The organism is Streptomyces sp. HP-A2021, from assembly GCF_022807935.1.
Classification (GTDB): Bacteria; Actinomycetota; Actinomycetes; order Streptomycetales; family Streptomycetaceae; genus Streptomyces; species Streptomyces afghaniensis.
On record NZ_CP094344.1, the window covers coordinates 2,506,467 to 2,526,455 of the forward strand.

The 19,989-nt window shown below is 71.2% G+C and carries 15 protein-coding genes; 10 read left to right on the forward strand and 5 right to left on the reverse strand.

Annotated elements, in window-relative coordinates; translation table 11 throughout:
• Positions 1 to 144 precede the first annotated feature (144 nt).
• Entirely contained in the window at positions 145 to 1,173 is a 1,029-nt protein-coding gene (locus MQE23_RS11430) for an acetylxylan esterase (protein ID WP_243379086.1), read from the forward strand.
• A 39-nt stretch (positions 1,174 to 1,212) separates the two neighbouring features.
• Here the strand turns inward: MQE23_RS11430 and MQE23_RS11435 are convergent, their stop codons facing one another.
• A complete protein-coding gene (locus MQE23_RS11435; RefSeq protein ID WP_020273737.1) occupies positions 1,213 to 1,623 on the reverse strand; it encodes an MmpS family transport accessory protein in 411 nt (136 codons plus the stop codon).
• Between the two features lie 369 nt (positions 1,624 to 1,992).
• Between MQE23_RS11435 and MQE23_RS11440 the strand changes: the two genes are divergently transcribed.
• The 6 genes from MQE23_RS11440 to MQE23_RS11465 all read left to right on the forward strand — a co-directional run bounded on the left by MQE23_RS11440 (position 1,993) and on the right by MQE23_RS11465 (position 11,118).
• Entirely contained in the window at positions 1,993 to 3,051 is a 1,059-nt protein-coding gene (locus tag MQE23_RS11440; protein WP_020273736.1) for a lytic polysaccharide monooxygenase, read from the forward strand.
• Positions 3,052 to 3,747: 696 nt separating this feature from the next.
• Positions 3,748 to 6,546, forward strand: coding sequence for a SpoIIE family protein phosphatase (locus MQE23_RS11445; RefSeq protein ID WP_243379087.1), 2,799 nt, complete (start codon positions 3,748 to 3,750; stop codon positions 6,544 to 6,546).
• Complete coding sequence (locus MQE23_RS11450; protein WP_037670254.1) at positions 6,533 to 7,615, forward strand: substrate-binding domain-containing protein; 1,083 nt, start codon at positions 6,533 to 6,535, stop codon at positions 7,613 to 7,615. Before MQE23_RS11445 ends, MQE23_RS11450 begins: the two co-directional genes overlap by 14 nt.
• 15 nt (positions 7,616 to 7,630) lie before the next feature.
• Positions 7,631 to 8,410, forward strand: a complete 780-nt coding sequence (locus tag MQE23_RS11455) for an ATP-binding cassette domain-containing protein (RefSeq protein ID WP_037670252.1) — start codon at positions 7,631 to 7,633, stop codon at positions 8,408 to 8,410.
• Positions 8,401 to 9,705: a sugar ABC transporter permease gene (locus tag MQE23_RS11460; protein ID WP_243379088.1), complete on the forward strand. Its 1,305-nt coding sequence runs from the start codon at positions 8,401 to 8,403 to the stop codon at positions 9,703 to 9,705. Before MQE23_RS11455 ends, MQE23_RS11460 begins: the two co-directional genes overlap by 10 nt.
• A gap of 60 nt (positions 9,706 to 9,765) precedes the next feature.
• Positions 9,766 to 11,118 (forward strand): sugar ABC transporter substrate-binding protein, encoded by a 1,353-nt coding sequence (locus MQE23_RS11465; protein WP_020271321.1) that lies wholly within the window; start codon positions 9,766 to 9,768, stop codon positions 11,116 to 11,118.
• An 8-nt stretch (positions 11,119 to 11,126) separates the two neighbouring features.
• Here MQE23_RS11465 and MQE23_RS11470 read toward each other — a convergent pair whose 3' ends face one another.
• On the reverse strand, positions 11,127 to 12,644 hold the full coding sequence (locus MQE23_RS11470; RefSeq protein WP_243379089.1) for an ATP-binding protein: 1,518 nt from the start codon (positions 12,642 to 12,644) through the stop codon (positions 11,127 to 11,129).
• Between the two features lie 164 nt (positions 12,645 to 12,808).
• The gene (gene acnA / locus MQE23_RS11475; protein WP_037668026.1) at positions 12,809 to 15,526 is read right to left on the reverse strand and encodes an aconitate hydratase AcnA; all 2,718 of its coding nucleotides are present in this window, start codon (positions 15,524 to 15,526) and stop codon (positions 12,809 to 12,811) included.
• A gap of 264 nt (positions 15,527 to 15,790) precedes the next feature.
• On the opposite strand from acnA, the gene MQE23_RS11480 reads away from it, so the two are divergent.
• The 3 genes from MQE23_RS11480 (at position 15,791) to MQE23_RS11490 (ending at position 19,029) form a co-directional block, all read left to right on the forward strand.
• On the forward strand, positions 15,791 to 15,991 hold the full coding sequence (locus MQE23_RS11480) for a DUF4236 domain-containing protein (RefSeq protein WP_078650671.1): 201 nt from the start codon (positions 15,791 to 15,793) through the stop codon (positions 15,989 to 15,991).
• An 85-nt stretch (positions 15,992 to 16,076) separates the two neighbouring features.
• The gene (locus tag MQE23_RS11485) at positions 16,077 to 17,606 is read left to right on the forward strand and encodes a UDP-N-acetylglucosamine 1-carboxyvinyltransferase (RefSeq protein ID WP_020271318.1); all 1,530 of its coding nucleotides are present in this window, start codon (positions 16,077 to 16,079) and stop codon (positions 17,604 to 17,606) included.
• A 280-nt stretch (positions 17,607 to 17,886) separates the two neighbouring features.
• Entirely contained in the window at positions 17,887 to 19,029 is a 1,143-nt protein-coding gene (locus tag MQE23_RS11490; RefSeq protein WP_243379091.1) for a hypothetical protein, read from the forward strand.
• 24 nt (positions 19,030 to 19,053) lie between these two features.
• On the opposite strand, the gene MQE23_RS11495 is transcribed toward MQE23_RS11490, so the two are convergent.
• Both MQE23_RS11495 and MQE23_RS11500 read right to left on the reverse strand, forming a co-directional pair.
• A complete protein-coding gene (locus tag MQE23_RS11495) occupies positions 19,054 to 19,434 on the reverse strand; it encodes a hypothetical protein (protein ID WP_243379092.1) in 381 nt (126 codons plus the stop codon).
• A 60-nt stretch (positions 19,435 to 19,494) separates the two neighbouring features.
• Complete coding sequence (locus tag MQE23_RS11500) at positions 19,495 to 19,956, reverse strand: amidase family protein (protein WP_243379094.1); 462 nt, start codon at positions 19,954 to 19,956, stop codon at positions 19,495 to 19,497.
• Positions 19,957 to 19,989: the final 33 nt, after the last annotated feature.

Genomic DNA, 19,989 nt, shown 5'->3' on the forward strand with positions numbered 1-19,989 from the left:
GCGCTGTCAATGGGGGCGGCGGCAGTCGGCTGGGGCGCATGCGCCGCGTTGGAAGAGCGTCGAACATGGGTAGACCCCAGGGACCTGCCGCCCGTCGTCCGTCGCAACTTTCTGGATGACCACCGACTCCTGCGAGGTGCCGCCGTGCCCGCGTTCGACCTGCCGCTGACGGAACTGGAGCGCCATCGCCCGGACGTCGCGGAGCCCGCCGACTTCGACGCGTTCTGGCTGCGCACCCTGAAGGAGGCCGGCCAGGCGGACCCGCTGGTGTCGGTACGGCCGGTGGAGACGGGGCTCCGGCTGATCCGGACCTGGGACGTGACGTTCCGGGGTTTCGCGGGCGACCCGGTGCGCGCCTGGTTCAGCAGACCCGCCGGGGTGGACGGATCCCTGCCCGCCGTCGTGGAGTTCGCCGGGTACGGGCGCGGCCGTGGCCTGCCGCACGAGCGCCTGACGTGGGTGAACGCCGGGTACGGGCACCTGCTCATGGACAATCGCGGCCAAGGCGACGAGTACGGCTGCGGCGGTGACACGCCCGATCCGCACGCCACCGCGCCGGGTGGCCCCGGCCCGGCGGTGCGCGGCCTGCTCTCACCCGAGGACTACCACTACCGCCGCCTGATCACGGACGCGGTCCGCGCGGTCACGGCGGTACGGGAACTACCCGGTGTCGACCCCGCGCGGACCGCGGCCGTCGGCAACAGCCAGGGCGGCGGGCTGGCCCTGGCCGTCGCGGGACTGGTCCCCGACCTGGCGGCGCTGCTCGTCACCGCCCCACTGCTGTGCGGCATCCGCCGCGCGCTCGACCTGACGGATGCGGGGCCGTACGGCGAGATCGCGTCCTACCTCGCCGTCCACCGTGGCGCCGAGCACGACGCCTACCGCACGCTCTCCTACGTCGAGGGCGTCTCCTTCGCCCGTCGCGCCCAGGCTCCGGCCCACTTCGGGGTGGGGCTGCGGGACACGGTGTGTCCGCCGAGCGGGGCGTACGCCGCGTTCAACCGCTACGCCGAACTGACCGGCACGGACCCGCGCAAGGAGATCCACGCGTATCCGTTCAACGGGCACGAGGGGGGTGACGCGGTGCAGGTGCGGCGTCAACTGGCTTGGGCACGGGAGGTGTTGGACGGCCGGGGAGGAAGCGGGTGGGACAGTAGATCACTCGGTTCCTGAACCGCCGTGAGCCGCTGCGGGAGAACCCGCGGCTCGGGGTCACTTCCCGATCGGGGACTCCGCGGTGCAGCCGCCGGCGGTCACCAGGCCCTCCGCGCTCTGTTCCTCGAGCACCTTGCCCTTGTGGATGATCTTGCAGGTGACCTGGGCGCCTTCGGGGTCCGCGGCGACCGGCATGACCGCCGCGGGCATGATGCCGCGCAGCGTGACCGTCTTCTTCCAGGGCAGTTCGGGCTTCGACACCGACTCGACCTTCGGCTCCATGGCCTTGCCACCGCCGCCGTGGAACTCGATCGAGTCGACGTTCTTCCCCGTGACCTCGTAGGTGACTTCGTAGGTCTCGTCCACTGCTTTGTCGACCTGGTCGACCGCCTCGGAACAGGAGCTGAGACCGAGCGCGAGACCGGCGGTGGCGACGGCGCAGACGGCTGCACGGATGGTGCGGTTCAAAGGGATCCCCCCGGATCATGAAAGGTCGGATCCGCAGCCAACCGTGAAGGGATGGCAAAGTCAACTGCGAGCAGCCCGCAGCCAGTTCGCCAGGTGGCGGTTCCATCGAGGGCTTCCGGGAGGCAAGGTGCGCTGCCCCGTACGCCCGTCCGTCCTGACCGGCGCTCTTGCGCCGCAGCCGTAGACAACTGCGCCGTCCGGCGCTAACTTCCGCAACAGCGGGGTGGGAGCGCTCCCATAACGGTGGACCGGAACCCGCCCTCGAGTCGCTCCCACCCCGCGCATCCGCGCACACGCATCCACAGGCCCGTACCTCAAGGAACGGACGATGCTGTCATGATCCTGACAAGAAATTCGGGTGGACCCCCGATGTCCCGCTTAGCACCCCCCGCCCGGGCCAGAGCCTTCTTCCTGGTCCTGCTCTCCCTCCTCGTCACCGTTCCGGCCCTCGGCCTGGTCATGACGGCCGGTGGTGAGGCGGAGGCGCACGGCACCCCCATGAAGCCCGGCAGCCGCACCTTCCTGTGCTGGCAGGACGGTCTGACCGACACCGGTGAGATCAAGCCGGTCAACCCGGCGTGCAAGGCCGCGCAGCAGGTCAGCGGCACCACGCCGTTCTACAACTGGTTCTCGGTGCTCCGCTCGGACGGCGCCGGCCGCACCCGGGGCTTCGTCCCGGACGGCGAGCTGTGCAGCGGCGGCAACACCAACTTCACCGGGTTCAACACGCCCAGCAAGGACTGGCCGCTCACCCACCTCACCTCGGGCGCGACGGTCGACTTCTCGTACAACGCCTGGGCGGCGCACCCGGGTTGGTTCTACGTCTACATCACGAAGGACGGCTTCGACCCGGCGAAGACGCTCACCTGGAACGACATGGAGGAGCGGCCGTTCCTGAGCGTCGACCACCCGCCGCTGAACGGCTCCCCGGGCACGGTCGAGGCCAACTACGCCTGGACCGGGAAGCTCCCCGAGGGCAAGTCGGGCCGCCACATCATCTACATGGTCTGGCAGCGCTCGGACAGCCAGGAGACCTTCTACTCCTGCTCGGACGTCGTGTTCGACGGCGGCAACGGCGAGGTGACCGGCATCAAGGAACCGGGCAACCCGTCCGAGCCGGTGCCCGGCACCTGCACGGCCACCCGCAAGACGACCGGCAGCTGGAACGGCGGCTACCAGTCCGAGGTGACCGTCACCAACACCGGCACCGTCCCGATGCTCGGCTGGATGGTCGACTGGACGCTGCCGTCCGGCCACAAGATCGAGAGCCTGTGGAGCGGCAACGCCACCTACAACGGCCAGTCGGTGATGGTCCACAACGCCGGCTGGAACGGCTCCCTCGCTCCGGGCAAGAGCACGACGTTCGGATACACCGCCTCGGGCTCGGGCGGCGACAGTACGACGAGCCTGCCCTGCCGGGTCGGCTGAACCGTCACTCCGGGCGGGTCCGTCGCTCCGGGCGGGGCCATCGCTCCGGGCGTCGCTCCGGGCGGGGCCATCGCTCCGGGCGGGGCCGTCAGTCCGGGCGGGGCCGTCAGTCCGGGCGGGGCCATCGCTCCGGGCGGGGCCATCAGTCCGGGCGGGGCCATCGCTCCGGGCGGGTCCGGTGGCCGGTGAGTCGGCTGCCGGGCCCGCTCGCGGGTGACCGTGAAGATGCGGCAGCGGCAGCAGCACCGGGCGACCGTGGAGACGCGGCAGCAGCACCGCGTCACCGGCCCCGGCTGAACCGTCGCCCCGGGCAGGTCCGTCGCCCCGGGCGGGGCCGGTGGCCAGTGAATCCCGGCGGCCGGGCCCGCTCGCGAGCGACGTTGAAGACGCGGCAGCGGCACCGTCACCGGCCGCCGGGCGATCTCGGCCTGGGCCATGTGGGGCAACGTCAGCCGGGTGGCGGCTCGGGGAGACGCGCGCGGGCGGAAATCGCCGGACGCCCGAGCGGGCCGGCCCGTCGATCCCCTCGCCGATCCCACACTCCATCCCATATGTCGCTGTTATCCAGGTATGCGATTCTGAGGTGTGGGTGCCCTGCCGCTCACGTGGGCGTGGAGCCGCCGCGTCGTCGTCGCCTGAGTTCCGGGGACTCCCACCTGCCGGTGGCTGCGGCATGGACGGGAGGTGGATGCGGACATGCCCCATTACGGCGATGCCCGGGCCACGGTCCCCGGTTTTCGGGTGCCGGGGAACGGGGGCGCCGGTTCGCCTCGCCCCACGCCGGAGTCCGCCGCGCGGGAGCGGGTGCTGGCGTTCGCCGGGGTGGCGCTGGCGGCGGTGTACGTGCGCAGCGAGGACGGTGCGGAGCTCCAGCTGGTGGAGTCCGCCGGTGCCGAGCCGGAGCGGTACGGGTTGCCGGGTCGTGTGCGGCATGGCGGGGGCACCTCGCCCGCTCCGGCGCCCGGCTATGCGGCGGTGTCCGGGGACAGTGGGTCCGCCGTGGTGGAGGCCTTCCGGAGCGGCCGGCCGCTGTGGCTCGCCGGCCGGCTGGAGGGCGGAGCCACCGGCGCGCCGCTCGGGGTGGTGCCGCTGGGCGCCGCCGGCGGGTGGCTGGGATGCCTGGCCGTGGTGGGAGAACCCGGGGAGGGGTTCGGGGGCGAGCAGCGGGAGTTCCTGGAGCGGTACGCCGAGGCGATCGCCGGGCGGCTCCGGGGGGAGGCCGACCGGTCCGCCCCTTCGCCGCTGCTGGATTCCGCCCTGCGTGCCCTGGGGGTGGGTTCCTTCGCCCTGACCCCCGGCACCGGGCTGGTCGAGACGGACCCGGCCCTGCTCGAACTGGTCGGCATCCCCGAGGGCGGCTTCGACGGCAAGACCGACACGCTGCTCTCGTACAGCCTCCCGGAGGACGTCCCGGCCCTGCTGTCGGTCATCGAACCGTCCGCGCAGACCCCCGGGCGCCGGGAACTGGAGTTCCGTACCCGCCGGGCCACCGGTGAACTGTGCTGGCTGCGCCTGAGCTGCCGGGTGCTGAAGGGGCCCGACAGCGCCCCGGAGCGGGTGCTGGGTGTGGTGACCGCGGCCCCGGTGCTGCGGCGGAGCGCCAGCGACGTCGCCCGGATCCAGTGGCTGACGGCCGCGCTCGACGACGCCACGACGGTCCGGGACGTCAGCCGCGTGGTGGTCGCCGCGCTGCGCGAGCCGCTCGGTGCCGACCGGGTGGCGCTCGCCGAACTGCTGGAGGACCGGCTGGCGGTCACCGTGCTCGATCCGCCGGGTGCCGGTGCCTGGCCGGAGCTGTGGCGTTCCGAGTGGCGCTCGGAGTGGCCCGACGCGCCGGTCACGGCCCTGCCCACGCTCCATGCCGCGGTGCGGGACGGGCGGATGAGCCTGTGGCCGGCGGGTACCGCGCTGGAACCCGGACTCGCGGAAATCGGCCCCGGCGGGCTCGCGGTTTTGCCGCTGCCGGCCAAGAGCAGGGTGGCCGGGGTGTGCCTGGTCGGCTGGGACGCGCCGCACGAGTTCGCGCCCGAGGAGCGGGCCCTGCTGACGGCGACCGCGGGGCTGGTGGGGCAGGCCCTGATCCGCGCGCACGCCTACGACGCCGAGCAGGAACTGGCGACGATGCTCCAGCGCAGCCTGCTGCCGCGCCGTCTCCCCCAGTTGCCCGGCGGCATCGCCGTGGCCCGCTATCTGCCCGCCCGGCGCGGGCTGCAGGTGGGCGGTGACTGGTACGACGTGATCGCGTTGTCGGACGGGAAGGTGGCCCTGGTCATCGGGGATGTGCAGGGGCACAGCGCCGGGGCCGCGACGATCATGGGCCAGATGCGCACGGCGGTTCGGGCCTACGCCGTGGAGGGTCATCCGCCGGACGTGGTCGTCGCGCACGCCAACCGGCTGCTCGTCGGCATGGAGACCGATCTGTTCGCCACGTGCTGCTATGTCGAGCTGGACATGGAGGAGGGCAACGCGCTGTTCGTGCGGGCCGGGCATCTGTCGCCGCTGGTGCGTCATCCCGACGGCGGCACGGAGGAGATCGCGGTCGAGGGCGGGCTTCCGCTGGGGGTGCTGGAGGACGCGGAGTTCCCGCTGACGGCGGTGGCGCTGGCGCCCGGCTCGGTGCTCGCGCTGGTGACGGACGGCCTGGTCGAGTCGGCCGAACTGGACGTGGACGAGGGCATGCGGATCGTGCGCGAGTTGCTCGCCGCGGCGGATCCTGCCGACCCGGGGCGGATGGCCGACGACCTGCTGGGCGAGGCCGGCCGGCGGGAGGACGACGTGGCGTTGCTGCTGCTGCGCTACGACGGGATGCGGGTGCGGCCGGTGCGGGCGGGCTGGGTGGTGTGGCGGCTGCCGGACGCGGTCATGCACGCCCGCCGGTTCAGTGCGCGCACGCTGCGTTCGTGGGACGTCGTGGCCGAGGCCGACACCGTTCTGCTGGTGGTGTCGGAGCTGGTCACCAACGCGCTGGTGCACACGCAGGGCGCGCTCCGGCTGGACCTGACCCTGGCGGCGGACCGGCTGCGGGTGACGGTGAGCGACTCCTCGCCGCGGGCGCCGGCCAAGCCGGTGGTCGTGGACTGGGAGTCGACCGGCGGCCGGGGGCTCTTCCTGGTCGAGGCGCTGTCGGCGGCCTGGGGGTCGGTGCCGGTCGGCGGCGGCAAGCAGGTGTGGAGCGAGATCGTCGTGTCCCGCCCGGAGGCGGACCAGGAACCGGAAGCGGAAGCGACGCCGGAGGCGCAGCCGACGATCGAGCCGGCGGAGGAACCGCAGCCGGCCCGGGACCGGGGCTGGGGCATCGGCCGTAACCGGGTCTGGGGCGTGGGCCGAACCCGCGACCGGAGCGGAGGCGGCAGGGGTTCAGGCCGAAGCCGGAGCCGAGACCGCGACCGGGACCCGGCCGAAGGCCGAACCCCGGACAGCGACGGCAGCCCGGCAGTCGCCCCCGGTGACGCGGTCGGTCCCACCAGGAGGGAGGGGCGGGATGAGGGGCCGTAGGTGGCGGGTGGGGGCCGGGGTCGTCGCGGCCGTCCTGACGGTGGCCCTGGTCGGCTGCAGCGAGGACGGCGGGGAGGGCGCGGGCGGGCTCACCGTCGGGCTGCTGCTGCCGAGCCGCGCGGTGCCCCGCTGGGAGCAGTCCGACAAGCCCATGATCGAGAAGCGGGTGAAGGAGCTGTGCTCCGACTGCAGGGTCGTGTACGCCAACGCGGAGAACGACGCGGCGAGCCAGCGGCAGCAGATGAACTCGATGATCACCAAGGGTGTGTCCGCCCTGATCCTGGACGTCGTCGACCCCAGGGCGCTGCGCTCCTCGGTCCGGGCCGCGGACCGCGCGGGCATCCCGGTCATCGCCTACGACCGGCTCGCCGAGGGCCCGATCTCGGGTTTCGTCAGTTTCGACGGCGACCGGGTGGGCCGGCTCCAGGGCGAGGCGCTGCTGAAGGGCATGGGGGCAAGGGCCGACGACGGCGGTGTCGTCATGGTGAACGGCGACCCGTCCAGCCCCAACGCCGCCTGGTACGAGGGCGGCGCCCGGTCGGTGCTCCGGGACAAGGTGCGGATTCTCAAGTCGTACAACACGCTGGGCTGGCGCACGGAGAACGCGCACGACCACATGTCCGCCGCGATCAGCGCCCTCGGCACGAACCAGATCGACGGGGTGCTCGCGGCCAACGACTCGATCGCCACCGGGGTCATCGCGGCGCTCAAGAGCGCCCGCATCTCGCCGCTGCCCCCGGTCACCGGCCAGGACGCCGACCTCGACGCCGTGCGGCGCATCGTCAAGGGGGAGCAGTACATGACCGTCTACAAGCCCTTCCGGCAGGAGGCCGAGGCGGCCTCCGCCATGGCCGTCGCCCTGGCGCGCGGCAACGACGTCGACGCCCTGGTCACGACGAGCGTGGACAGCCCCACCACCAAGGACGTCCCGGCGGTGCTGCTCGACCCGGTCCCGGTGACGGCCGAGATGATCGGGCAGACGCTCGTCCGGGACGGCGTATACACGATCGACCAGATCTGCACTCCGAAGCTCCGGCCGACCTGCGACCGGATCGGGCTCACCCGGTGAGGGAGGTGACCCCCTGTGGCCCATCCACCCGTATTGGCGTTGCGCGGCATCTCCAAGCGGTTCGGCGGCGTGCAGGCGCTCGTGGACGTCGACCTCCAGGTCCGGGCCGGTGAGGTCGTGGCCCTGGCGGGCGACAACGGCGCCGGCAAGTCCACGCTGATCAAGGTGATCTCGGGCATCAGCCCCGCCGACCGGGGCGTCATCGAGTGGGAGGGGCACCTCGTGCAGATCAAACGCCCGCACGACGCCCACAGCCTGGGCATCGCGACCGTCTACCAGGACCTCGCCATGTGCGACAACCTCGACGTCGTGGGCAATCTCTTCCTCGGCCGGGAGATCGACCGGGTGGGCATCCTCGACGAGGTGGAGATGGAGCGCAGGGCCCGCGATCTGATGCGGACCCTGTCGATCCGTATCCCCGACGTGCGCATGCCGGTCGCGGCGCTGTCCGCCGGGCAGCGGCAGGCCGTCGCGATCTCCCGCTCGCTCATGGGCGCGCCCAAGGTCCTGCTGCTGGACGAGCCCACCGCCGCCCTGGGTGTCGAGCAGACCAGCCATCTGCTCGACCTCATCGAGGAGGTGCGCGACCGCGGTATGGCGATCATCCTGATCAGCCACAACATGGGCGACATCAAGGCCGTCGCGGACCGGGTCGCCGTGCTGCGCCTCGGCCGCAACAACGGTCTGTTCGACGTGAGCACGGTGACGCAGGAGCAGATCATCTCCTCCGTCACCGGGGCGGCGGACAACGCCGTGGCGCATCGCACGAAGGGCGACGAGGAGGCATGGCCGTGACCGGGGGCGGGCCGCACCCCGGCGGTGGGCCTGCCGCGCCGGGCGGCGGCGCCCGGCCGGTCGCGCCCGGCCGCCCGCCGCGCACCCGCGGCTGGTCGGGCACGCTGCGCGCGTACGCCCTGGAGATGCGCGGAAGTGTGCGCGACGGCGAGCGCGGACCACTCCTGGTGATCGCCGGGCTGATCGTGATCGGGTGCCTCTTCCAGGCGCTGGACGACAACTTTCTCTCGCCGAGGAACCTGTCCAACCTCAGCGTGGACATCGTCGGGACCGGCCTGGTCGCCGTCGGCATCGTGTTCGTGCTGCTGATCCGGGAGATCGATCTGTCGGTCGGCTCGGTCAGCGGCCTGGCGGGCGCCGTGTTCGCCGTGCTGAACGTGAACCACGGGATGCCGGAGTGGCTCGCGGTGATCGTGGCGATCGCCGGGGGCATGGCGGTGGGCGCCTTCCACGGGCTCTTCTTCGCCTGGCTCGGCGTGCCCGCGTTCGTCGTGACCCTCGCGGGGCTGCTGATCTGGAACGGCCTGACGCTCGACCTGCTGGGCGCGAGCGGCACCATCAACATCGACGAGGAGGGCCTGGTCGCCTCCCTGACGAGCCGGCACTTCGGTGACGACATGGCGGCCTACGCGGTGGCGGCGCTCGGCACGGCCGGGTACTTCCTGGCCGCCCACCGCAAGCGCGCCCGGCACCGGGCCGCCGGGATGCCGTACCGGCCGCCGGTCGAGATCTGGGTGCGCACCGGTGTCCTCGCGGTGCTCGCCTTCACCGCCGCCTACACGCTCAACCGGTTCCAGGGGCTGCCGCTGGCGCTGCTGATCTTCCTGGTGGTTCTCGTCGTCTCGGACTACGTGCTGCGCCGCACGCGCTACGGGCGGCGGGTGTACGCGCTCGGAGGCGGGGTCGAGGCGGCTCGCCGGGCGGGCATCTCCGTGGAGCGGGTGCGGGTCGCGATGTTCATGGTGTCGGGGACGCTGGCCGCGGTCGGCGGGTTGTTCGTGGCCTCGGGCCTGACTTCGGCGAGCCCCACGACGGCCCGTGCGGCCGGTTCCGGGATGCTGCTGATCAACGCGATCGCCGCGGCCGTCATCGGCGGTACGAGCCTGTTCGGCGGGCGTGGCTCGCCCTGGTCCGTGCTGCTCGGTGTGCTGGTCATCCAGTCGGTCGCCTCGGGCATGGGGCTGCTGGGAGTGGAGGACGCCGTGCAGTTCATGATCACGGGCGGGGTGCTGCTGGCCGCCGTCGCGGCCGACGCGCTCTCCAGACGCGCGGCGGCCCGGCGGGGCCGTCCCTGATTCATCACTTTGTCCCGGAATGCCTAAGAAACGGCAAAGATGGGTAGGGGCCGGACTGTCATGAAACGCAGCCGCCTGGCCCGGGCGGCCGTCGCCGCCACGGCCGTCGCCGGCCTGGTCCTCGCCGGATGCGGTGACACGGACGCGCCCGGCGCTGAGCAGGCCGACATCAGCGTGCTCGCGATGGACGCGTCCCAGATGCAGACCCTGAAGAAGCTCACCAAGAGGCACTTCACCGCGGAGACGGGCATCACGGTCGACTACACCCTGCTGCCGGAGAACGAGGCGCGGGAGCGGATGAACCGCGAGTTCGCGACCCAGGCCGGCACCTACGACGTGGCGAGCTTGAGCGCGTACGAGGTGCCGATCTACGCGGACAACGGCTGGCTCGCCCCGCTGGACTCCTATGTGAAGGCGGACGAGGACTTCGACCAGGACGACGTCTTCCCCAACCTGGTGTCCTCGCTGACCGGCGAGGACGGCAAGCTCTACGCCGAGCCGTTCTACGGCGAGGGTTCCTTCCTGATGTACCGCAAGGACCTCTTCCGCAAGGACGGGCTGACCATGCCGCCGAACCCGACCTGGGAGCAGGTCGCCGACCTCGCCGCCCGGATCGACGGCACCGACGGCGCGAGCGGCATCTGCCTGCGCGGCCTGCCCGGCTGGGGCCAGAACCTCGCCCCACTCAACACGGTCGTCAACACCTTCGGCGGCACCTGGTACGACACGGACTGGAACGCCCGCCTGACCTCACCCGAGTTCAGGAAGGCCGTCGGGTTCTACGTCGACCTGCTCCGCTCCCACGGCCAGCCCGGCGCCGACCGGATGGGCGTACTGGAGATCCTGGACAGGTTCGTCGCGGGCAAGTGCGCCATGATGTACGACGCCACGTCACTGGCCTCGTCGATCGAGGCCGACGGTTCCGCGGTCAAGGGCAAGGTCGGCTACGTCCCGGCCCCGCACGACCGGACGGAGAAGGCCGGCTGGCTGTGGACCTGGGCGTGGGGCATCCAGCAGGCGGCCGAGAACAAGGACGCCGCCTGGGAGTTCATCTCCTGGGCCTCCTCCAAGGAGTACCAGGAGCTGGTCGGGAAGGAGGTGGGCTGGACCGCGGCACCCGCCGGGAACCGCAGGTCGCTCTACTCCAACCCCGAGTACCAGCAGGCGGCGGACGCCTGGTACCGGCAGGAGTACACGGCGGCGACCGATTCCGCCGACCCCAGGAACCCCGGCGTCGGCCCCCGTCCCTACACCGGTATCGGCTTCCTGGGCATTCCCGAGTTCGCCGTGCTCGGTACGGCGGTCTCCGAGCAGATCGCCGCGGCCATCGCCGGACAGCAGTCGGTGGACACGGCCCTGGAGAAGTCGCAGGACCTCGCCCAGGCGGCGGCGGCGAAGTACCGGGGTGAGTGACCCGGCGGTCACCGCCGCTCGGAGAGCCCCATCGCCCCGGCCGGGGACGGCAGTTCCACCTCCGTCCGCGCGGCGGGAGGGAGCTCCACCGTGAACTCGGTGTGCCCCGGTGCGCTGCGCACACCCGCGTGCCCGCCGTGCGCGGACGCGATCGCCTCGACGACGGCCAGGCCGAGACCGGATCCCCCGGCCTCCGGGCCGCTGCGCGAGCGGGAGGGGTCGGCGCGGGTGAAACGGTCGAAGACCGTGGCGAGGAGGTGCGGTGGAATGCCGGGGCCGTCGTCACGGACGCGGATGAGGCGGCACTCGGCGCCGGCCTCCACCGTGGCCACGACCGTGGTGCCGGGCGGGGTGTGCGCACGGGCGTTGGCGAGGAGGTTCGCCACGGCCTTGCGCAGGGCCGGTTCGTCGCCGGTGACCAGCGCCGGCGCGTCGAGGCGCAGCGCCAGCCGCCAGGTGTGCTCCTCGTCCGCCGCCCGCGCCTGCCACACGGCCTCGGCGACCAGCGCCGCCAGGTCCACCTCGGTGGCCGGCAGGGGGCGGCCCTCGTCCAGCCGGGCGAGCAGCAGGAGGTCCTCGACCAGGCCCGTCATGCGGGCCGATTCGGCGGCGACCCGGCGCCAGACCGGCGCCGGGTCGACCGGGCCGGTGCCGCGGTTCATGAGTTCCGCGTATCCGACGATGGCCGCCAGCGGGGTACGGAGTTCGTGGCCCGCGTCGGCGAGGAGGCGGCGCATGCGCTCCTCGCTGCGGCGCACCCGTTCCTCGCCCCGGCGGCGTTCGGCGTGGGCGGTCTCGGCATGGTCGATCAAGCGGTTGAGCGCGGCGCCGACCCGACCCGCCTCGCTGCCGGGGTCGGTGTCCGCCTCGGGCACCCGCGGCAGCCGGCCGATCCGTTCGCGGCCGAGCGGCGCCCGGGCGACCTCGGCGGCGGTGGCGGCGACCCGGCCGAGGGGACGCAGCTGACGCCGTACGGCCACGGCACAGGCGCCGCCCGCGACGGCGAGCCCGGCCGCTGTGACGGCCGCCTCCACCACGGCCAGGCGGTTCGTCATCTCCCGTACGTCGTCCAGGGGCAGTCCGGCGAGGACTCGGACTCCGCTCGCGTCCAGCCCCGTGACCCGGTAGGTGCCGAGGCCGGGGACGGTCCGGGTGCGGGGTGTGCCGTCGGGGGCGATGCCGCGCAGGGCGGCGCGCTGGCCGGGGGTCAGGTTGCGCGGTGTGGCGTCCGGGCCGGTCACCGCCCCGGCCGTGACCGCGCCGTGCGCGTCGAGCCGGGCGGCGAGCAGCCCGTCGGGGTGCCCGCCGCCGTCGAGGAACGTCAGGTCCCGGTCGTCGTGCGGCCGCAGCGAGACCCGGGCCAGACCGTGTTCGGCGGCGTCCATGAGCCGGTCGTCGAGACGGTCGAGCAGATAGGCCCGCTGGGCGAGGACGCCGGTGAGCGCCATCGCGGCACAGACGGCGACGAGGGCGGCACCGATGCGGACGAGGAGCCGGGTGCGCAGTGACCCGGGGGTGCCAGACATGTACCGATCCTGTCCCGGCCCGCTGGGGGAACCCTGTGTTCAGCCTGAGCGTGGGCGATGACCCCGCCGTCGGCCACCCGGCCCCGGGCGTCAACGGCAGGGGCCGCGCCCCCGGTCACCCGGGGACGCGGCCCTCGTACCGCCCTGACTGCCCTGCCGTCCGCTTACTTGCGGATCAGGCTGCGCAGCACGTACTGCATGATGCCGCCGTTGCGGTAGTAGTCCGCCTCGCCGGGGGTGTCGATGCGGACGACCGCGTCGAACTCGACGCCGGTGTCGGTGGTGACCTTCACCGTGCGCGGGGTGGTGCCCTCGTTGAGCTCGGTGACGCCGGAGATGGAGAAGGCCTCCTCACCGGTCAGGCCGAGGGACGACGCGGACTGGCCCTCCGGGAACTGGAGCGGAAGGACGCCCATGCCGATGAGGTTCGAGCGGTGGATGCGCTCGTACGACTCGGCGATGACGGCCTTGACGCCCAGGAGCGCGGTGCCCTTGGCGGCCCAGTCGCGGGACGAGCCGGAGCCGTACTCCTTGCCGGCCAGGACGACCAGCGGGATGCCGGCGGCCTGGTAGTTCTGCGAGGCGTCGTAGATGAAGGAGACCGGGCCGCCGTCCTGCGTGAAGTCACGCGTGTAGCCGCCCTCGGTGCCCGGCGCGATCTGGTTGCGCAGGCGGATGTTGGCGAACGTGCCGCGGATCATGACCTCGTGGTTGCCTCGGCGCGAGCCGTAGGAGTTGAAGTCGCGACGCTCGACGCCGTGCTCGGTGAGGTACTTGCCGGCCGGGGTGTCGGCCTTGATCGCACCGGCCGGGGAGATGTGGTCGGTGGTGACCGAGTCGCCCAGCTTGGCGAGCACGCGGGCGCCGGAGATGTCGGAGACCGGGGTGGTCTCCATCGTCATGCCCTCGAAGTACGGGGGCTTGCGGACGTACGTCGACTGCGGGTCCCACTCGAAGGTGTTGCCGGTCGGGATCGGCAGCGCCTGCCACTGGGCGTCGCCCGCGAAGACGTCCGAGTAGGACTTGGAGAACATGTCCTCGCCGATGGCGTTGGCGACGACGTCGTTCACCTCGGCCTCGGAGGGCCAGATGTCCTTCAGGAAGACCGGGTTGCCGTCCTGGTCGGTGCCCAGGGCGTCACGGGTGATGTCCACCTTCATCGAGCCGGCGAGCGCGTAGGCCACGACCAGCGGCGGGGACGCCAGGTAGTTCATCTTGACGTCGGGGTTGATACGACCCTCGAAGTTCCGGTTGCCGGAGAGGACCGAGGTGACCGCGAGGTCGTGGTCGTTGACGGCCTTGGAGACCTCCTCCGGCAGCGGGCCGGAGTTGCCGATGCAGGTGGTGCAGCCGTAGCCGACGAGGTTGAAGCCGACCTTGTCGAGGTACGGGGTCAGGCCCGCCTTCTCGAAGTAGTCGGTGACGACCTTGGAGCCCGGGGCGAGCGTGGTCTTGACCCACGGCTTGCGGGTCAGGCCCTTCTCCACCGCCTTCTTGGCCACCAGGGCGGCGGCGACCATGACGTACGGGTTGGAGGTGTTGGTGCAGGAGGTGATGGCCGCGACCGTCACCGCGCCGTGGTCGATCTCGTACGAGGTGCCGTCGGGGGCGGTCACGGTGACCGGGTTGGACGGAGCGCCGTTCGGGATCGACGAGGGGGCGTCGGAGCTCGGGAAGGACTCCTTGCTGGCCTCGTACTCGTCGTTGACGTAGGCGCGGACGTCCTGCTTGAACTGCTCGGCGGCGTTGGCGAGGACGATGCGGTCCTGCGGGCGCTTCGGACCGGCGATGGAGGGCACGACCGTCGACAGGTCGAGCTCCAGCTTCTCGGAGAAGTCGGGCTCGGCGGCCGGGTCCAGCCAGAGGCCCTGCTCCTTGGCGTACGCCTCGACGAGGGCGAGCTGCTGCTCGGAACGGCCGGTGAGCTTGAGGTACTTGATCGTCTCGTCGTCGATCGGGAAGATCGCCGCGGTCGAGCCGAACTCCGGCGACATGTTGCCGATGGTGGCGCGGTTGGCGAGGCTGGTGGCCGCCACACCCTCGCCGTAGAACTCGACGAACTTGCCGACGACGCCGTGCTTGCGCAGCATCTCGGTGATGGTCAGCACGAGGTCGGTGGCGGTGGTGCCGGGCTTGAGCTCACCGGTGAGCTTGAAGCCGACGACACGCGGGATGAGCATGGAGACCGGCTGGCCGAGCATGGCGGCCTCGGCCTCGATGCCGCCGACGCCCCAGCCGAGGACGCCCAGGCCGTTGACCATGGTGGTGTGCGAGTCCGTGCCGACGAGGGTGTCGGGGTACGCCTGGCCGTTACGCACCATGACCGTACGCGCCAGGTGCTCGATGTTCACCTGGTGGACGATGCCGGTGCCCGGCGGGACGACCTTGAAGTCGTCGAAGGCGGTCTGGCCCCAGCGCAGGAACTGGTAGCGCTCGCGGTTGCGGCCGTACTCCAGCTCGACGTTCTGCGCGAAGGCGTCGTTGGTGCCGAACTTGTCGGCGATGACGGAGTGGTCGATGACCAGCTCGGCCGGGGAGAGCGGGTTGACCTTCGCCGGGTCGCCGCCCAGCTCCTTCACGGCCTCACGCATGGTGGCGAGGTCCACGACACAGGGCACGCCGGTGAAGTCCTGCATGATCACGCGGGCCGGCGTGAACTGGATCTCCTGGGACGGCTGGGCCTGGGAGTCCCAGCCGCCGATGGCGCGGATGTGGTCGGCGGTGATGTTCGCGCCGTCCTCGGTGCGGAGGAGGTTCTCCAGCAGCACCTTCAGGCTGTAAGGGAGGCGCGCGGCGCCCTCGACCTTGTCCAGCCGGAAGATCTCGTACGACTCGTCGCCCACCTGCAGCGTGCTGCGGGCGTCGAAGCTGTTCGCCGACACGACAGTCTCCTTCATTGATGTGCGCGTACCACCACGATCCTGCCGCCACGGCATCTCGGCCGATCCGCTAAGGTAAGGCTAAGTTAGGTAGGCCTTACCGGGGCTGGCGGCTGCGGTGCTCCCCGGCAGATATCTCGATGTCGAGATAACTCTAGTACACCGGGGCCGGTAGGTCATGCCCCGGCGTCCGCCATGCGGTCATGCACACCCCTCTCCGGGGTATTCGAACCGGGTACCCACGCCACAAACGGAGAGGAGTCAGGCATGCCGCTCACGTTCCGCAAGAGTTTCCGGATCCTTCCGGGGGTGCGCCTGAACATCAACAAACGCTCCTGGTCCATCACCACCGGCGGCGGAAAGAACGGCCCGCGTTACACCCGCAGCAGTACGGGACGTCGTACGACATCGATGGATTTGCCCGGACCTTTCGGGTGGCGGCGTACGCGTACCGCCCGTCGACACTGAAGCCACCAGGGAGGATTGACTTCCTGTCACCCGAATGGACCCCCCCGGCCGGGTGCCATCTCATATCTGAGATAACCTCAACCGCATGGCAGACGATTACCTCGTACGCATCGGCAAGCTCATCCGTGACGCCCGGCAGCACCGGGGCTGGACCCAGTCGCAGCTGGCGGAGGCGCTCGGAACCAGCCAGAGTGCCGTGAACCGGATCGAGCGCGGCAACCAGAACATCAGCCTTGAGATGATCGCGCGTATCGGGGAGGCCCTCGACAGCGAGATCGTGTCGCTCGGCTACGCCGGTCCGATGCACCTGCGGGTGGTCGGCGGCCGCCGGCTGTCCGGCGCCATCGACGTGAAGACGAGCAAGAACGCGTGCGTGGCGCTGCTGTGCGCCTCACTGCTCAACCAGGGGCGCACGGTGCTGCGCCGCGTCGCCCGCATCGAGGAGGTGTACCGCCTCCTGGAGGTACTGGGCTCGATCGGCGTCCGCACCCGGTGGATCAACGACGGTGTCGACCTGGAGATCGTGCCGTCGGCCGAGCTGGACCTGGCGGCGATCGACGCGGACGCGGCCCGCCGCACCCGCTCCATCATCATGTTCCTCGGTCCGCTGCTGCACCGCATGGACCACTTCAAACTGCCCTACGCCGGCGGCTGCGACCTCGGTACGCGCACGGTCGAGCCGCACATGATCGCGCTGCGCCGGTTCGGTCTCGACATCGCCGCCACCGAGGGCCAGTACCACGCGATGGTCGACCGCTCGGTCCGCCCCGACCGTCCGATCGTGCTGACCGAGCGCGGCGACACGGTCACCGAGAACGCGCTGCTCGCCGCCGCCCGGCACGACGGCATCACCGTCATCCGCAACGCGTCCTCCAACTACATGGTCCAGGACCTGTGCTTCTTCCTGGAGGCCCTCGGCGTCAAGGTCGACGGCATCGGCACCACCACGCTCACCGTGCACGGCGTGCCGACCATCGACGTCGACGTGGACTACTCCCCCTCCGAGGACCCGGTCGAGGCGATGAGCCTGGTCGCGGCGGCGGTGGTCACCGAGTCCGAGCTGACGGTGCGCCGGGTGCCGATCGAGTTCCTGGAGATCGAGCTGGCGGTCCTGGAGGAGATGGGCCTCGACCACGACCGCACGCCCGAGTACTTCGCCGACAACGGCCGCACCCGGCTGGTGGACCTCACCGTCCGGCCCTCCAAACTGGAGGCGCCGATCGACAAGATCCACCCGATGCCGTTCCCCGGCCTGAACATCGACAACGTGCCGTTCTTCGCGGCCATCGCGGCGGTCGCCCAGGGCAAGACCCTCATCCACGACTGGGTCTACGACAACCGCGCGATCTACCTGACGGACCTGAACCGCCTCGGCGGCCGCCTCCAGCTCCTCGACCCGCACCGCGTCCTGGTCGAGGGCCCGACCCGCTGGCGCGCCGCCGAGATGATGTGCCCGCCGGCCCTGCGCCCCGCGGTGGTCGTCCTGCTGGCGATGATGGCGGCCGAGGGCACGTCGGTGCTGCGCAACGTGTATGTCATCAACCGGGGTTACGAGGACCTGGCGGAGCGGCTGAACTCGATCGGGGCGCAGATCGAGATCTTCCGGGACATCTGACCGGCGGGTGCCGCCGCACTCCCCTTGAACTGCAGGAATGCGGGTCGGGAAGGAATGCGGCGGCACCTCTGGGACCTCGAAGTGGCGACGTGGCGCCCGGACGGCCGGGTCCTTCAGACGCTCCGCGAGGCCGGGGCGGGCTCATGAGTATGCGTACTCAAATCCTGCGTACTTGGGTGACCGCGCCTTCAGCGTCTGATTACATCTGTCGCCGTTGTCATGCCTCCGCCTACCGGGCGGAAGCGGAACCCGCGGGAGCGGGCAAAGGGGGGATCAAGCAATGGCGTATCGGCGTGCGCTTGGACCGGCGCTCTTCGGGGCACTGTTGCTGGCTGGACTGCTCTGGTGGGCGGGCTCCAGTGCCCACGCACTCAGTTTGCCCGGCGCCACTCGATTCTTCGGCCCCGACCAAGCAAACCGCCTGTTGGCGTGGACGATGCCGTGGTCGACCGACCTCCCGTCCTCAACTCAGTTCACCGATCCCGTCGGCGCGGTCGGTCACGGCGCGGACTACGCGGCTCTGAGAGAGAGCGCCATGCAGGTGCGCTACGCCGCGCTCGTCCTTCTCTTCCCCTGCGGCGCGCTGCCGCTGTTGCGTCGGCTCTCGGGCCGCGGCGTCAGGCGCGCTGTGGTCACCGTGGCGGCCCTGTGGGGTTGGGGCATCACCGCGGCCATGCTGGCTGTCACTGTCTCCGCGCCATGGATGGTCGCTTCCGGCGGCTCGGCGACATTCCGGCTGCTACCCGGCCTCGCGAGCGCCATGTCTCAGGGCCGCGAACTTCCGGTGGGCGCCGCCTTGGTGGCCGCAGCGGCGGTCACCGGCCTCATGACCCTGCTGCGGCGCGAGACGGCATCAGAAACACGCCCGGCCGTGCCGACCACGGCCACCGCACGGCTCGCCGCAACCCTGGGCACCGTCGTGGTCGCTTTCGCCCTCATCGTGCTCTCCAACGACCGGGTCGCCGGGCGCATCCAGACCGGGTTCGGTGGCGGAGGGGGGCTGTCCGAGCCCGGTGATCTGCTCCGGCAGTGGGTCCAGCTCAGCGCCTGGACCATGCCCACCGGCTCCGGCTTCGGACGCTGGCTGCTGTACCGGCTCGGCGATGTGGCGCTGCTGGCCCTGGTCTGGTGGGGGCTGCGGCTGCTGGCCGTCCTGCTCGACCGCGTGACCTACCCTGCCTACGCGCTCGGCGCCGTCGCCGCCACCACCCTCGGCGTCGTAGTGAGTGGGTTGTGGAACTCGCTGCTCTCCTATCAGGGCAGCACCGGCGGGCCACTGCTGTACTACGTCTCTGTGGGCTCAGGTGTGTCTGCGGCGCTCGTCTTCGGCATCCTCGCCGGCTGTGCAAGCGCGCTGACCGTGCGGCTGCGCGCCCGCCCGCAACCGTCTGCCCCAGCCGCGGCTCAGGCCCAACCGGCCTGACCGGACCAGGGCGCGCCTCCTGGGCTACTTGGGCATGACCATCCCCTGGTCCGTCACGTAGTAGTCACCCATACACGTCGGGAATACCGAACTGTCCCCAGCGGGCCCGCGCATCTGGTCCGAGGTGCAGAACTTGAAGAGAATCTGCTGCTTCTGCTGGTACGTCAGTCCGGCGGGCTCCTCGTTCTGTGGCTGCACCTGGTCCGAGGAGGACGGTGAAGGACTGTCCGTACTGTCCTGGGCGCTTCCGATCAAGGCGCCTACGACGAACGCTTCGGCAGAAGCGACGACAGCCACCTGCGCCACTGGCCGCTTCCACCAGGGCAGCTCCAGCCTCGCCAGGATCCGCTGGTACTCCGGGTCACTCTCGTATTCGTCTCGCCACCGGTACCGCACCCGTTTCACAGCTACCCCTCCCCAGCCCGACCGGCATTCCCTAGTGCACTAAGAGCCGGGCGACAAAGGTTAACTACGAGACATACATGGATTCTGCACAGAGGTCGAAATCGTGACCTCAGGTTCGAGATGGTGCGGGCCCCTGCCAAGACAGGCCCGTGAACAGTGAACGGCGTCGATTGAGTGGCCGGTGTACGGGATGCTGCCGTGGGTTGCCTTCAGGGCCACGATGCCCGTGAAATGAGCGGGGGCCACGGACCGAGATGGCCACGTCATTGCCCAGGCCGAGACTGCCGGCCGCGATCGCGGCGGCCTCAACGCGCTGGACCCACCCGGGGTCCGCCGCAGGTCCCAGGGGTTGCGAGTGAGGCCCGCGGCACGCATCCGCGCCACGGCAGTCGCGTCTTCGGCCGGAACGTGGTGGCCGAACAGCCGCGATCCCTGTGTCGTGACCACGCCCGCCGTGTCGAACGAATCCTTGATCGTGAAGGGAACGCCGTGCAGCGGACCGAGATCATCCCCGCGCGCCACGGCCGAGTCGGCCCAGTTACGACAGGCGTCACA

Excerpts from the sequence above, each read along its gene's own strand:
- MQE23_RS11460 (WP_243379088.1), top strand. The coding sequence starts at position 8,401 with ATGGCCGTGACCGGGGGCGGGCCGCACCCCGGCGGTGGGCCTGCCGCG.
- MQE23_RS11480 (WP_078650671.1), top strand. The coding sequence starts at position 15,791 with ATGCCGCTCACGTTCCGCAAGAGTTTCCGGATCCTTCCGGGGGTGCGC.
- MQE23_RS11465 (WP_020271321.1), top strand. The coding sequence starts at position 9,766 with ATGAAACGCAGCCGCCTGGCCCGGGCGGCCGTCGCCGCCACGGCCGTC.
- MQE23_RS11445 (WP_243379087.1), top strand. The coding sequence starts at position 3,748 with ATGCCCCATTACGGCGATGCCCGGGCCACGGTCCCCGGTTTTCGGGTG.
- MQE23_RS11490 (WP_243379091.1), top strand. The coding sequence starts at position 17,887 with ATGGCGTATCGGCGTGCGCTTGGACCGGCGCTCTTCGGGGCACTGTTG.
- MQE23_RS11485 (WP_020271318.1), top strand. The coding sequence starts at position 16,077 with ATGGCAGACGATTACCTCGTACGCATCGGCAAGCTCATCCGTGACGCC.
- MQE23_RS11450 (WP_037670254.1), top strand. The coding sequence starts at position 6,533 with ATGAGGGGCCGTAGGTGGCGGGTGGGGGCCGGGGTCGTCGCGGCCGTC.
- MQE23_RS11440 (WP_020273736.1), top strand. The coding sequence starts at position 1,993 with ATGTCCCGCTTAGCACCCCCCGCCCGGGCCAGAGCCTTCTTCCTGGTC.
- MQE23_RS11470 (WP_243379089.1), bottom strand. The coding sequence starts at position 12,644 with ATGTCTGGCACCCCCGGGTCACTGCGCACCCGGCTCCTCGTCCGCATC.